Here is a 13,126-nt window from a genome sequence, read left to right on the forward strand (position 1 = left end):
TATGAGTGTCGTGGAAACGCTCGAATCTCTTCTTCACCGGCACTGGGGCATCGTGCAGGCGCGATTGCAACTGCTATCGTCGGGCCATACTAACAAATCGTATCTCGTCCATTGCGATTCGCGCGTTGCGGTGTTGCGCGTTTCGTGGCCCGGTAAATCCGTCGAGCAGGTTCGGTGCGAGAAGTCGGCACTCGATTACGTCGCTTCGGCGCCTCACCTTCCCGCGTTACCCCGGTTGCAACCGACTGTAACTGCACAGCCCTACATCCAGACTGCCGATGGAAGCTGGCTACATCTCTTCGAGCACATTCCCGGTAGCCCTGGTCTACTTGACGACGCGCAGCGAGGTGTCGTCGATGCCATGCGTACGCTTGCGCATCTGCACGCCGCGATGGCAACGATACCCGCAAGCGAATCGAGCCCGCTCGCCTGGCTAAACACGCGCTATGCACGCGTTGCCGCGCGGCCGGCGCCACCTTTGCCTGCGCTCCTGCTCGAACAGTACGACTTGCTGTTGCAACACATCGGTGCACATCTCGGGGCCGCTGCTGCGCGCGGTGTCTGGACAACCGAGCCGGTGCGCTGGCTGCACGGCGACTATCACGCGGGCAACCTGTTGTTTATCGATGGAAACGTACGCGGCATTCTCGATTTCGACGATGTCGGGCAAGGCGCACATGGGTTGGAAGCTGCCTTTGCACTGTTCGCGCTTTCACGCGACACAACCGTCGAAGATCGCTTCGTCTACGACATCGGGCTTTGGGACATGGGACTGCGCACTTACGCCGAGACCCAGCCGGATACAACTGCATCGGACCGGATGCACGAGAACCGCGATGCGCTCATGTACCTGTTCTGCGCGGACCAGGTGTTGATCCATCTGGAGGCCGCGCAACGCCACCTGTGGATGCCCGGCCCCGGCATGGGATTCCTTGGATGCTGGTGGCAGTTACAGAGCGACATCCCGCGGGGGCTTTAGTCTAGAGGCACCGACCGGGTTGCCAGTCCGGATCGCCTAGCAGCATTCGCACTGCATCGACCGTTGCGGGATGCGCTTCGGCATACCGTGAGCTGTCGTGCAGGCATAGCAGGACATCGAGCCCTTGTGCAACGCTTTCGCCAATATGACGACGCATGGCGTCGAGCAATGCATCTGGCGATGGTGCAGGCCGACGCCAATCGTCGAGTATTGCCGTCCAGCCCGTATGACTACGCGCAAGACGTGCAAGAACGTTAAGACGAACATCCTGCGAATCCGCCCCGTAGGGAAGACGTAGCGGAATGGAAGCAGGCTTAGGGACACCGGCAAGTCGATAAGCCTCAAGGATCAATGCATCGGTCTGCTCGATCTCATCGATCAACTCCGCGTCCGGCAACACACCGGGCCGGGCATGCGAGTAAGTATGGTTCCCGAGCACATGCCCTTCCCGCACCATCCTCGCTGCAACGTCGAGCGATCCGGCCAGATTTTTTCCGAGCAGGAAGAACGTCGCCCGACACGAGGCATCGCGCAATACATCGAGCAGTGCCGGCGTCGATGGTCCTGGTCCGTCGTCGAAGCTCAATTGCGTTGACATGTTCATCATCGGGATGACTGTTGCAGACTCGAAAAATCGAGCGAGCGAACACGATAACTCAATCCCCATCGTGTCGCCCTGTCGCACCTGCTCGATAGCTATGCGAGCCGCCTCATCGCCTCGCGCATAAACCCAAGCAACGTCTCATCGGTCCACGATCCTTTCGTCAACTCGGGCTCGTTCTGCAGCGCCTCGCGAAACTTCGCATGTGTCGCCGGATCGTCGCCCGCGTAGCTGCGAAACAGATCCATCCACCGCAGCGCCAGCTCGCGTGCTTGTGGCGAATCGGGGGTAGCGCCTGCGTCGATTGCGTCGCGCACATCGGCCATCAATTGCGGCCATTCCATTGCACGCTTGCCGTAATTCGCGCGCAGAAAGGAAAATTCCTCAGGCGACAGATAGCGCTCATAGACCGCCATCTTCGACTCGCCGAAAGCGCGCACCACGTAATCGCGCAACACGGGCGAAATGCCGATGCTTGCCTGCATTGCAGGCTCGTTGTCGTGCATGTAGTTCAGTTTTGCGAGCATGCGCGGATCGTTGTTGGTGTCGTGCGCGAGCATCGCCATCCAGCGGTCCGCGAGCGAGCGTGGACGTTCATCGGCGGGCGGCACGCCCGCATCCATCAGCGCGCGCACCTGCGCGACGAGCTCCGTCCATTCGGGGGATTGCGTCTGCGTCTTGTGATACATCGGCAGGCGGTCCAGTTCTTCTTGAGAAAAGTAGCGGTCGAACATCGTCATCAACTCCAGCGTATTGAGCCAGTCGGCCAGCTCGGGCTCCTTGCCGTCCATCAACGTGCGATGCAGTTCCTGGAGACGGCCGCGCAGGCGCGCCGCCTCGTCGATCTGCCCGTCGAGCATCGCGATCTGACGCGCGACGAGGTCGGTAAGCGGTGTGTCGGGCTGGGCTAGATAAGCGCCGATGTCGGCCAGCGAAAGACCGAAGCCACGCAACGCCTGGATCCGATGGAGCCGGGCAATGTCGTCGCGGTTGTACAGCCGGTAGCCGTTATCGGCGCGCGCCGACGGGACAAGCAGGCCAATGGCGTCGTAGTGATGCAGCGTGCGGACGGTCAGTCCGCTCTTCTTCGCCAGTTCCCCTACTTTCAAGAGCATGCAAGCCTCCGTTCAGTGCGCACGATGAAGGCTAGAACCTTACGTTACGTGAGGGTCAAGCAGATTGGTTTTCTTATTCTGGCTTTCTTACTCGATGCGCTCGACAAACTGTGAGCGATCGAATGGCGGCTCATACGGCTCGGGCCAGAATTCCACCATACGGACAATTTTGCCGCGCTCGACCGTAAAGAACGAGATTGCTCGAGCATGCTGGACGCCATCGGTGACGAGCACGTCTGACACCGCCTCCTGCCCATTTCCCACGATCCGGTTGATTGTGAAAACCCACGGGCCATGCGCCGGGTATTGCGCATTGAACTGGACAAAATTGGCCGCACCGCGAATGCGCTCTTTCGATTGTGGGTACTCGAGGACAAAGTCGTCGGCCAGAACCGCTGCGACGCTGGGGAAATTGTTGGTAGCCATAAGACGCCAGAACTCTTGAACCACATGAGCGGCGGTGTCGGAAGCGGTAGTCATGGTGTTGGTCGCAGAGGAGGATTTTGAGGGACGTCTCTAACGCAGCCCCGTGCAACAATATCAACTTTTCGAGTGGACATCTTCTGCGGCTATGACTGGCCCTCGTCGCATTCATGAAGAAGGTTCTCGTGTGATCGCAATTCGATTGTTTCCGAACAGACATGCTAGGTGGAACGATTGACCGCGTATCGGCAAGCGCATTTTCGGGTACGCTAGAGCAATCGTTGAATCGCGTTCGTCGCGCGACGATGCAAACCGCACGACAACGATCGAACACCTTGCCAGGTTTTCGCCGCACCACGCGGTGTAATCAAACGAAAGTACCGTGCAAAGCAGTGTTGGGCATGGAGCTTGCGTGCTGTCGAGCGCCCATGAAGTCCGGTATCGCGCCGGGCCGACGGCGACAAATCTGTATCAGTCACATGGAGGAACGCAACGATGCAATGGACAACTCCTAGCTACACCGATATCCGTCTAGGCTTCGAAATCACGATGTATATCGCAACGCGTTAAGCCTGTATGGGCCGCGGCAGTATGCGGCCCTTCTGCGGAACGTGTTACCGCAGCGCTTGCATGGCGGAAACACACTAGTGCATCGATCAACCGATCACGACAAGCCGCTCGCAAGGATGTCTCCATGACGAAGCCCAGCCCGCGGCAAGCAACGCCCCCACTTGAGATCGACACGCTGCGCACACGCGATGGTCATCGCGTATCGTTCGCGATAGCAGGCGCTCCCGATGGTGTGCCAATCGCCGTTCTGCACGGCGGCCCGGGTAGCGGCAGTCAGCCTGGCGCATTGCGGCTCTTCGATCTGACACGCTTCAGAGTCGTGTTGATCGATCAGCGCGGCACCGGCGCCTCGACCCCGCACGGCAGCATCCGTCATAACCGCACTGACCATCTGATCGACGATCTCGAAGCGATTCGCATGCGGCTCGGCTTCGAACGCTGGGGCGTGCTCGGTGGATCGTGGGGAGCCGCTCTTGCGCTTGCGTACGCAGGGCAGCATCCACAAGCGGTGCTAGGCGTCGTGCTGCGCGGACTATTCCTGACTTCTGCACGCGAGGTGCGCGGTCTCTTCGTCAGATCGCGCGGCCGCGCGCCGCGCGCGTCGTCCCGACTGTGCGTTGCGGCACGTTGTGATCGACCCGCCGCTTTGCTCTCCCGCTGCCATACGGCGCTGCAAGACGGCGCGAACCCCGCACGACAGCGCGCTGTCGTGCTTGCGTGGCGCAACTACGAAGAAGCCGTGCTTGGTCATTGCGATGCGCGTCAGATAAACGCGGCGACAGCAAGCTCACCGCGCGAAACGCGCCGGTTGATCGGCAAATACCGCATCCAGGCGCACTACCTCGCGCATCGCTGCTGGCTCGGCGAAACCCGTCTGCTTGAACTCGCGCGCAATGCCGCCAGGGCCGGCGTACCGCTTGCGGCGGTGCACGGTGTGCGCGATCCGGTCTGTCCGCGAGGCAACTTACGGCGCCTTGCACACGCGGTTCCCACTGCACAGATTGAATACGTGCGTGGCGCGGGTCATCTGGCAAGCGACCCGGTGCTGCACGAACGCGTTGCCCGCGCGCTCGAAACGATGTTCATCCCATCCGCTCACGAGGGGCGCGCCGTGCGCCGCGCAGCATGAAGATCAAGGTACTCGGCTCATCGGCGGGCGGCGGTTTTCCGCAATGGAACTGCAATTGCCGCAATTGCGACGGCGTGCGGCGCGGTACGCTGAAGGCGACTCGCCGCACCCAGTCGTCGATCGCCATCAGCACGAATGGCGATGACTGGCTGCTCGTCAACGCATCGCCCGATCTGCTCGCGCAGATCGCCGCTCATCCGGAATTGCAGCCGGCTCGCCGCGCACGCGACAGCGGCATTGCCGCCGTGCTCGTCATGGATGCACAGATCGACCACGTCACCGGCCTGCTGATGCTGCGCGAACGCGACACACCGCTGCCGCTATACGCCACCGATGCGGTATGGCAAGACCTGTCCAGCGGCTTTCCGGTCGGCCCGATCCTGTCGCACTACTGCGGCGTCGAGCATCGCCGCATCGCGCTCGACGATGCGCCGCTGGCGGTAGCCCCGCTACCCGGCGTGCAGATCGACGCACTGCCACTGTCGAGTAAAGCGCCACCGTATTCACCGCACCGCAATGCGCCTGAACGTGGCGACAACATCGGCCTCATGATCACCGACTTGAAATCCGGCAAGCGCGTGTTCTACGCGCCGGGCCTCGGCGCGATCGAGTCACACGTGCTTGCGGCAATGCGCGAAGCAGACTTGCTGCTGGTCGACGGCACGCTATGGACCGGCGACGAAATGATCCGTCTCGGCTTGTCGAAGAAGAACGCCGCCGACATGGGCCATCTGCCGCAGTCGGGCCCGGGCGGCATGATCGAGGTACTCGACTCGCTTGGCACCGGTCGCGCGCGCAAGGTGCTGATTCATATCAACAACACGAACCCGATCCTCGTCGAGGATGGTCCCGAGCGGCGCGTGCTGGCTGAACACGGAATCGAAGTCGCCTATGACGGGATGACCTTCGAACTATGAACGGAGACGGCATGAACGTAGAGGACACTACGCCACCCGCCTGGACGCGCGACGAATTCGAAGCGCAGTTGCGTGCAAAGGGCACCGCTTATCACATCCATCATCCGTTCAACGTGAAGATGAATAGCGGCGGGTGTTCGCGCGAACAGATCCGCGGCTGGGTCGCAAACCGCTTCTACTATCAGATCAACATTCCGCTGAAAGACGCAGCGGTCCTGTCGAACTGCACGGATCGCGAGACGCGCCGCCGCTGGGTGCTGCGCATTCTCGACCACGACGGCTACGGCGACGAAGAGGGCGGCATCGAGACCTGGGCGCGTCTTGCCGACGCAGTCGGTTTGTCGCGCGACGAACTGTGGTCGCTCGAACATGTGACGCCAGGTGTGCGTTTTGCCGTCGATGCCTACGTGAACTTCGCGCGCCGCGCTCCGTGGCAGGAATCGGTCTGTTCGTCGCTGACCGAGATGTTCGCGCCGCAGGTGCATCGCGACCGGCTTGCGAGCTGGCCGGAGCATTATCCTTGGATCGATCCCGCGGGCCTCGCGTACTTCCGTTCGCGCATTTCGCTTGCACAGCGCGACGTGCAGCACGGGCTGGAAGTCACGCTCGATTATTTCAAGCGACGCGAGCAGCAGGAACGCGCACTCGAGATCCTGCAGTTCAAGCTCGACATCCTGTGGACCATGCTGGACTCGATCGAAAAGGCCTTTCCGCAATGAACGATCTATCACACACCGCCGGTGATGAGCCGACGCTTCATCGTCCGAAGATCAAGGCGCTGTTTCGTCTGCAATGGGAGCCGGCGCAGAACGCGCATGTGCTGCTGTATCCCGAGGGTATGGTGAAGCTCAATCAGAGCGCCGCGGAAATCCTCAAGCGCTGCGACGGTACACGCGACGTGGACACGCTGATCGCCGATCTGGAGCTCGCGTTCAATACAACCGGACTCGGCACCGAAGTGCGTGCGTTTCTCGTCGATGCGCAGGCGCACGGCTGGCTGGAATAGCGATGAGCGATTCTTCAGCGCCCGTTGCTACGGCCACCGGTATAGCACCACCGCTGTGGCTGCTGGCCGAGCTTACCTATCGCTGCCCGTTGCATTGCGCGTTCTGCTACAACCCCGTCAACTATACGGAGCACAACCGCGAACTCGACACCGCGCAATGGATCGACGTACTGCGCCAGGCTCGCGCACTCGGCGCCGCGCAGCTCGGGTTTTCTGGCGGCGAACCACTCGTGCGCGACGACCTCGAAGTGCTCGTGAAAGAAGCGCGCGAACTCGGCTTCTACACCAATCTGATCACCTCCGGCGTCGGCCTGACCGATAAACGGCTTGGCGACCTGAAGGCCGCGGGCCTCGATCACATCCAGCTGTCGTTCCAGGATTCGACTCAGGAACTGAACGATTTCCTGAGCAGCACACGCACCTTCGACCTCAAGCAACGAGTCGCCACATCGATCAAGCAGCACGGCTTTCCGATGGTGCTGAACTGCGTGCTGCATCGCTTCAATCTTCCGCACGTCGACAAGATTATCGACATGGCGCTCGCGATGGGCGCCGAATACCTGGAGCTGGCGAACACACAGTATTACGGCTGGGCGCACACGAACCAGGCGCAACTGATGCCGACGCGCGAACAACTCGACGAAGCCGAGGCCGTCGTGGAGCGTTATCGCCGCACACACGGAGACCGCTGCAAGATCTTCTTTGTCGTGCCGGATTATTTCGAGCGTCGCCCGAAGCGCTGTATGAATGGCTGGGGCGCGGTGTTCTTAGGCATTGCGCCTGACGGCGCCGCGTTACCTTGCCATAGCGCGCGCAGCCTGCCGGGACTCGATTTTCCGAACGTGACGCAGATGCCGCTGCGCGAGATCTGGTATGAAAGCGCGGCGTTCAACCGCTTTCGCGGCCTCGACTGGATGAAAGAGCCGTGCCGCAGTTGCGACGAGAAAGAGCGCGACCTGGGAGGTTGCCGCTGCCAGGCGTACATGCTGACCGGCGACGCAGCGAATGCCGATCCGGTGTGCGACAAGTCGCCGTCGCACGACACGGTGGTGCAGGTTGTGCGTCGCGCTGCAACGACGGCGGATTCAAACGCCGCCATGCAACCGCGCGAACAACCGATCCTGTTTCGCAACGATGCCAATTCGCGTCGGCTGGCCGCTACGCCTGCAACTGGCCAGCCCTAAGACTCAAGCGACGCTCTGCTGCTTCGGTCCAGGCACCTCGTCGAACGATGCGCCTGAACCGGGAGGCATCACTGCCCTTGATGCCCGATCGCCCACACATAAGCGGTCACGGCCTTAAGGTCCTTCTGCGACAGTTGCACGCCACCCATCGGCGGCATCAGGTCGCTGTGCTCCTTCGGATGCGCGACACCTTTGGCAATAGTCTCGCCAAGACCCGACAGACTGCCATCGCTCCACAGCCATGTGCCCTTCGTCAGATCGGCGCCGATTCCTGAGCCCTTGCCGTTCGAGCCATGGCAACCGGCACAGGTCGCACCGCCCACCTGGCCGAGGAACACGCGCTCGCCGAGTTCGACTTCGGCTTTCGATGAGCCCGGCGGCACAGGCAAACCGGCGGTCGGTTTGCCCGCGTCCGGATGGATGCCTTCAGGCGGTAACTGCGAGCCCGACGCCGACTGCGCGGCTGTCGGCGTCGGTGCGGCAGCAATCGGTGCATTCGCATCGCCGCTATAGGTCACGCGCCAGATGCGACCGTGGACATCGTCGGAGATGAAGAGTGCGCCATCAGGTGCCACCGCTAGACCGGTCGGACGAAACGCCGCTTGCCCCGGCTCCTTCACGGCCCCAGCGAAGCCATCGGCAAAGATCACGTAGTTGCCGACACCCTTGCCGTCGCGGAACGGCTGAAACACCACGTTGTAGCCGCCTTGACGCGCCGGCGCCCGATTCCACGAGCCGTGAAAGGCAACAAATGCACCGCCCCGGTACGCGCTCGGGAAGCCGCTTTGCGCTTCATAGAACGTCAGATCGTTCGGCGCCCAGTGACCTGGAAATGCAGCGACCGGCCATGTGCGATTCGCACACAGTCCGATCTTCTTTCCATCGCCGCCGTATTCCGGTGCCAGCATCAGCTTCTTCTTCATGCCGTCGTAATAGCATTCGGGCCAGCCGTAGTCGGCACCTTGCTTCAACTCGACGATGACTTCAGCCGGCAGCTCCTGGCCTTCCTTCGCGGTGAAGCGTTCCGGCCAGTCTTCGTGAAGCTGATCGCGACCATGCTGTGTCGAGAAAGCCCGACCCGCGCCGTCGAGCGCAATCCCTTCTCCGTTGCGCAGACCGCTGATATAACGCTCGGCGGCCGAGAACGTTTGACCGGTCTTGTTCGCGTCGTAACGCCAGATGCCGGCGCGCGTTTCCTTCTCGGTACATGGCTGATTGCCTGGCGAATGCGGCGTGCGGTTCTGCTTCTCGCACGCGTTGGTCGCCGAGCCGAGATCGACCAGCAGATCGCCCTTGGGGGTGATCGCGATCGGGTGCATCGGGTGATCGCCGGTGACCGGCAAGCCGGAGACGATGACTTCGCCTTTACCGCTTGGCGCGACATCGCCGCTCTTGAGCGCATAACGCATGATGCGGTCGTTGCTTTCGGCGTAGACCGCGTTGTTATAAAGCTTGAGGCCAGTGCCGCCATGACCGCCTTCTGCAGCGGTCTCGCCGAAATGCTGGATCACATCCGCCTGCCCCACGCCTTTAGTGTCCTTTAGCGCGACGAGGTAGCCGCCGTCAGGTGGCGTGTTTTCCTGGTAGTAGGTGCCGCTCCACATGTTGACGTAGAGCGTGCCGTCCGCGGCTACCGCCATTTGTCGCACATGGCCAAGATTGTCGGCAAAAACTGTCGCGCAGAAACCCGCGGGCAACGAGATGCCGGTTGCCGCGTTATTGCAGGTCGCGGCGCTTTCGGCTGCCTCGACCGGTTTGATCAGATGCACAGTCGGCACAAGGGCCAGCGAGACGGCTGCCAGGCCTGCTGCACTGGCTAGTCGAGTGAGAAAACCAACGGTTGACGCAGACGGAACACGCATTGAAGTAGCCTCCCTAAGACGGGTAGCGAATTGAACAAGCGGAACAAACGGAACAGGCGGTAGGGGAATGCGACGAAACGGTACGCTCGGTGGCACCGGTCGCCGGTAATGGTTCAGCCATCAGCAGCCCATGCGGTATGTCCGCATGGGCCTGTCTCCATGATGTCATCTGTGATGACCTCATTCTTTAGAATTCGCGAAGTGCCCTCGCCTCTCTCTACGACAGGCAAGTGCGCAAAGACTTCCGATTCCAGATTGAAAAGCTGAATTGAAGCAAAAAGACCCGACTCAAAGAATCGGGTCTGTCCAGTATAGGTGAAAAGCGAGAGCGCGTCAGAGAAGGAACACCGTGTGCGCAATGCAATCGAGGACTATGAAAAATCGAATGAAAAATCGTAGAAAAATCCAGGGAATCCGGGGGAAAATCCAGGAAACTGGATGCAGTGTGATCGTCTTTAGACTATCTTAGGTAGTTGAGTCTTAGGTGTATCGATTTACTAAAGGCAATTGAATTCGCAAACGATGAAAGTCATGCGAATTGGCTTGGAAAATTCAGTGGCCCTCGCTAAGCGACCTTGAAATTTCTTTAGCAATTGCCTCGTCCTTGTAGTCGAGTTTTTCGTAGCCGCAAGCGACGAACGACGCTTGTTCGACGAACCCGGTGCGACCGCTAATGTTCGTAGCCGCTCGTACTTCGCCGTCCGTCCTCCGTGACGACGCGTGCCGCACAACCCAGCGTAGCCCCGAATATTCGGTTCGCATGTCCCAGCCGCCACGCGTGTTCGGTCACAATCTTGTCGCCTTCCAATTAGTAATATTAGGCATAATATTTTCAACACCTCGCCCTTTGGTGTCTCGAACTCCCGTACCTAGGCATAGATTCCCGCTCTATCGCGCGAAAATACGGGATTGTCCTGGGGCGAAGGGGTGAACTTGTTGATTAATATTATTACCTGACAAGCCTGCTACACCGCCACGTGTCGCTCAAGTGCAGCCCAGCTTGCCGGCATCTTCACGCTTTACCCCATCACCGATCTCCTTTCCCGGCGCTGCACGAACGAAGCAGCATGTCGCGTCACCCTGTAGCGCCTGCTCTAACCCGCAGGAGTAAGTGACCGTTCTATGGAATACCTGCTTGACCAGTGACGATCCCCGGCAACTCAGTCTCTACAACAAGGTTGTGCGGGCCCAATCAGAAGCGTGGTTTCATCGGAGGAAGTCATGATGTCCAGAGGAATTGGATTAATTTCCGTTTTGTTGGCGATGACAGTCGGGCTTGCTGCATGTGATGGATCGAGTAGCGGTGCGTCCGGTTCTCAGGCGGCAGGCGTGGCAAACGCGAACGCCAATGCGAATACGAATGCGTCGGCACAAAACGCGGCGACGCAATCGAATGCTGCCGCCTCGTCAAATGACAGCACATCGACGGACGAGGCTAACGCGGTGTCTCTACCTTGCGATACCGCCGCAACAGCCAATACGCCGTGCTCCGCGGCACACAGCGTGACGCGCCTGCTAACGAGAAATTACAAGGGCCCTTTGTTCCAGATACAACGCGCATCTGACCATGCGATGCAGAACGTCTACCCCTATACGTCGGGTACCTTGCCACACGGTGCAGACCGTACGTTGATCGGCTCAGCCAACGTCAAGAACGCGAACGCGTTTTGCAGCAACACAACCTGTTCAGTTACGTACATCTACGATCAGATGGACCTCGTTGCGCCCCTCAAAGGCGGAGCGTTTGGCAATGTGCCTGCCACGCTCACGCTCAACCAGGACGGAACGGAGTCGCTGACCGTTGCGGGCAGTGGATCGGGATCGCAAAAGACAACGACTGTTCCGGTCCTCAACGGCTTTGCGACGATCACGTTGCCGGGAAGAGCATTGACGGTCCAACTGAGCAGTCCACCAGCTGCGCTAACCGCCCAGTCACCGACTCTTCAGCTCACGATCGGTAACGACTTGCCGGCGCTTGCTGGCACCCCCGCCACGCTAGGCTTCGTGCCACTGCAAGGCGCGCAGATTCCGGCTCTGGGGACATTGGCGGGACAGGCGTACCGCAACAGGTTCGGCACGGTGAACCAGTCGATTGGCGACAGCGACATCGCCGAATACATGGTGGCGGGCGCACACTATAGCCAGTCCTCGACGTGCTGCGGCACCTACGGAAATATGGAGAACACGACGCACCCAAGCACGGAAGTCGAAGGGGAAATGTTTGGACTGGCGTTCGCAAACGGCGCCTCGGCCCCTTACGGCTACTGTGACGGTGAGTCGAGCCAGGCACCCGGTGTAAAAGATCCGGCATGCAACGCACTCGATACGAACTGGCCGGGCGTCGACGCGGAAGCAGGCGTTTATCTGTACGGCCCGCAACAGCCCGCGAAAGAGAAGTTCGTCACGGTACTCGCGAAATACTCACCGTTGACCGCGTCAAATGTCTTCGCAGTTAAAGGCGGTTCCGCCTCGCAAAGTGTTCTCACAGCGGTCTTTGACCAGGCGCCGCCGGAAGCCTATCAATTCGGCGGCCTTGCGGGTCACGCATTTAACGGGCAATGGCAGGGCGGTTTGTCGCTGGGCGAAGGCGGCGATGGTAGCGCTGCGCCGATCCAGTTCTTCGAAGGCGCGGTGATCACCAAGGCAACATCCAATACGACCGATAACGCAATTCAAGCGAGCATCGCAGGCTTTTACGGACCGCCGGCCGACAAAGCGGCAGCTGCCTGCTATGCAAACAATCTGATCAACTCGCCGTTGGGTCTTGCCGCACCGGACGCATGGTCCCAGTCAAATGGCGGCACGGCCGAACCTGCGACGGATATCTCGAGAGTCAACAAAGGGGCCGCCGAGGTTATCAGCACAAATGGCTCGTCGGTTTCCAACATCCATGAGGTCATTAGAGTTCAGGGCGGGCAGTCGTATAGCTTCACCGACTACGTACTCGCTACCACCAACGCAACGGTCTTTCCTGGTGGATCGATTCAGACCGACGATGCAAACGGCACCGAATTTGGTTGGGTGATCAATACGAATACGGGTGCTGTAGTGCGTGGGACATGGGGCGCGGGGCAGGCGACTTCGCTGAGCGCAGTGAAATCGGGCAACTGGTGGAAAGTAACGATGACGCTTACGGCTCCCGCGGGATCGAACAATGCGTCCGTGTTTATCGATCCGCCTACGTCTAGCGCTAGCGGAGTTCGCTCACAGCAAGCGGCTTATCTGAGTGCTACGCATTACTGTCCTGGTCTTGCGATTGTGTCTAACCTGGGGATGTAGGGCTGAAGCTTTGGTTGACCTTCTGGAGATTCCGGTTTGTCGGGGAATGGAGTCTCTGGAA

12 protein-coding genes are annotated in these 13,126 nt (G+C 60.1%); 8 read left to right on the forward strand and 4 right to left on the reverse strand.

The annotated features are described in order from the left end of the window. Positions 1 to 10 precede the first annotated feature (10 nt). The gene (locus FNZ07_RS04200) at positions 11 to 979 is read left to right on the forward strand and encodes a phosphotransferase enzyme family protein (protein ID WP_091012795.1); all 969 of its coding nucleotides are present in this window, start codon (positions 11 to 13) and stop codon (positions 977 to 979) included. A gap of 1 nt (position 980) precedes the next feature. On the opposite strand, the gene FNZ07_RS04205 is transcribed toward FNZ07_RS04200, so the two are convergent. The 3 genes from FNZ07_RS04205 to FNZ07_RS04215 all read right to left on the reverse strand — a co-directional run bounded on the left by FNZ07_RS04205 (position 981) and on the right by FNZ07_RS04215 (position 3,175). After that, entirely contained in the window at positions 981 to 1,577 is a 597-nt protein-coding gene (locus FNZ07_RS04205; protein ID WP_091012797.1) for a polysaccharide deacetylase family protein, read from the reverse strand. Positions 1,578 to 1,675: 98 nt separating this feature from the next. Beyond that, positions 1,676 to 2,695, reverse strand: a complete 1,020-nt coding sequence (locus FNZ07_RS04210; protein ID WP_091011738.1) for a MerR family transcriptional regulator — start codon at positions 2,693 to 2,695, stop codon at positions 1,676 to 1,678. Between the two features lie 87 nt (positions 2,696 to 2,782). Next, entirely contained in the window at positions 2,783 to 3,175 is a 393-nt protein-coding gene (locus tag FNZ07_RS04215; RefSeq protein WP_091011739.1) for a nuclear transport factor 2 family protein, read from the reverse strand. Positions 3,176 to 3,613: 438 nt separating this feature from the next. On the opposite strand from FNZ07_RS04215, the gene pqqA reads away from it, so the two are divergent. The 6 genes from pqqA to pqqE all read left to right on the forward strand — a co-directional run bounded on the left by pqqA (position 3,614) and on the right by pqqE (position 7,924). Further along, positions 3,614 to 3,688 carry a pyrroloquinoline quinone precursor peptide PqqA gene (pqqA, locus tag FNZ07_RS04220; protein WP_091012800.1) on the forward strand — a complete coding sequence of 25 codons (75 nt, stop codon included), beginning with the start codon at positions 3,614 to 3,616 and terminating at the stop codon, positions 3,686 to 3,688. 124 nt (positions 3,689 to 3,812) lie between these two features. Beyond that, positions 3,813 to 4,817 (forward strand): alpha/beta fold hydrolase, encoded by a 1,005-nt coding sequence (locus tag FNZ07_RS04225; protein WP_091011740.1) that lies wholly within the window; start codon positions 3,813 to 3,815, stop codon positions 4,815 to 4,817. Continuing rightward, positions 4,814 to 5,734, forward strand: coding sequence for a pyrroloquinoline quinone biosynthesis protein PqqB (gene pqqB, locus FNZ07_RS04230; protein ID WP_091011741.1), 921 nt, complete (start codon positions 4,814 to 4,816; stop codon positions 5,732 to 5,734). Before FNZ07_RS04225 ends, pqqB begins: the two co-directional genes overlap by 4 nt. A gap of 11 nt (positions 5,735 to 5,745) precedes the next feature. Continuing rightward, complete coding sequence (gene pqqC / locus FNZ07_RS04235; RefSeq protein WP_245811478.1) at positions 5,746 to 6,453, forward strand: pyrroloquinoline-quinone synthase PqqC; 708 nt, start codon at positions 5,746 to 5,748, stop codon at positions 6,451 to 6,453. Beyond that, the gene (gene pqqD, locus FNZ07_RS04240) at positions 6,450 to 6,740 is read left to right on the forward strand and encodes a pyrroloquinoline quinone biosynthesis peptide chaperone PqqD (RefSeq protein ID WP_091011743.1); all 291 of its coding nucleotides are present in this window, start codon (positions 6,450 to 6,452) and stop codon (positions 6,738 to 6,740) included. The genes pqqC and pqqD overlap by 4 nt, the downstream gene beginning before the upstream one ends. A gap of 2 nt (positions 6,741 to 6,742) precedes the next feature. Beyond that, positions 6,743 to 7,924, forward strand: coding sequence for a pyrroloquinoline quinone biosynthesis protein PqqE (pqqE, locus tag FNZ07_RS04245; RefSeq protein ID WP_091011744.1), 1,182 nt, complete (start codon positions 6,743 to 6,745; stop codon positions 7,922 to 7,924). A gap of 68 nt (positions 7,925 to 7,992) precedes the next feature. Here pqqE and FNZ07_RS04250 read toward each other — a convergent pair whose 3' ends face one another. Further along, the gene (locus FNZ07_RS04250) at positions 7,993 to 9,786 is read right to left on the reverse strand and encodes a c-type cytochrome (RefSeq protein ID WP_091011745.1); all 1,794 of its coding nucleotides are present in this window, start codon (positions 9,784 to 9,786) and stop codon (positions 7,993 to 7,995) included. A 1,263-nt stretch (positions 9,787 to 11,049) separates the two neighbouring features. Between FNZ07_RS04250 and FNZ07_RS04255 the strand changes: the two genes are divergently transcribed. Next, complete coding sequence (locus FNZ07_RS04255; RefSeq protein WP_245811497.1) at positions 11,050 to 13,065, forward strand: arabinofuranosidase catalytic domain-containing protein; 2,016 nt, start codon at positions 11,050 to 11,052, stop codon at positions 13,063 to 13,065. Positions 13,066 to 13,126 lie beyond the last annotated feature (61 nt).

Source organism: Paraburkholderia megapolitana, assembly GCF_007556815.1.
Lineage (GTDB): Bacteria > Pseudomonadota > Gammaproteobacteria > Burkholderiales > Burkholderiaceae > Paraburkholderia > Paraburkholderia megapolitana.

What these genes read in the sequence shown, in the direction of transcription:
- FNZ07_RS04205 (WP_091012797.1), bottom strand. Translation starts at nt 1,577, where the DNA reads ATGTCAACGCAATTGAGCTTCGACGACGGACCAGGACCATCGACGCCG.
- FNZ07_RS04210 (WP_091011738.1), bottom strand. Translation starts at nt 2,695, where the DNA reads ATGCTCTTGAAAGTAGGGGAACTGGCGAAGAAGAGCGGACTGACCGTC.
- FNZ07_RS04215 (WP_091011739.1), bottom strand. Translation starts at nt 3,175, where the DNA reads ATGACTACCGCTTCCGACACCGCCGCTCATGTGGTTCAAGAGTTCTGG.
- FNZ07_RS04225 (WP_091011740.1), top strand. Translation starts at nt 3,813, where the DNA reads ATGACGAAGCCCAGCCCGCGGCAAGCAACGCCCCCACTTGAGATCGAC.
- pqqB (WP_091011741.1), top strand. Translation starts at nt 4,814, where the DNA reads ATGAAGATCAAGGTACTCGGCTCATCGGCGGGCGGCGGTTTTCCGCAA.
- pqqC (WP_245811478.1), top strand. Translation starts at nt 5,746, where the DNA reads ATGAACGTAGAGGACACTACGCCACCCGCCTGGACGCGCGACGAATTC.
- pqqD (WP_091011743.1), top strand. Translation starts at nt 6,450, where the DNA reads ATGAACGATCTATCACACACCGCCGGTGATGAGCCGACGCTTCATCGT.
- pqqE (WP_091011744.1), top strand. Translation starts at nt 6,743, where the DNA reads ATGAGCGATTCTTCAGCGCCCGTTGCTACGGCCACCGGTATAGCACCA.
- FNZ07_RS04250 (WP_091011745.1), bottom strand. Translation starts at nt 9,786, where the DNA reads ATGCGTGTTCCGTCTGCGTCAACCGTTGGTTTTCTCACTCGACTAGCC.
- FNZ07_RS04255 (WP_245811497.1), top strand. Translation starts at nt 11,050, where the DNA reads ATGACAGTCGGGCTTGCTGCATGTGATGGATCGAGTAGCGGTGCGTCC.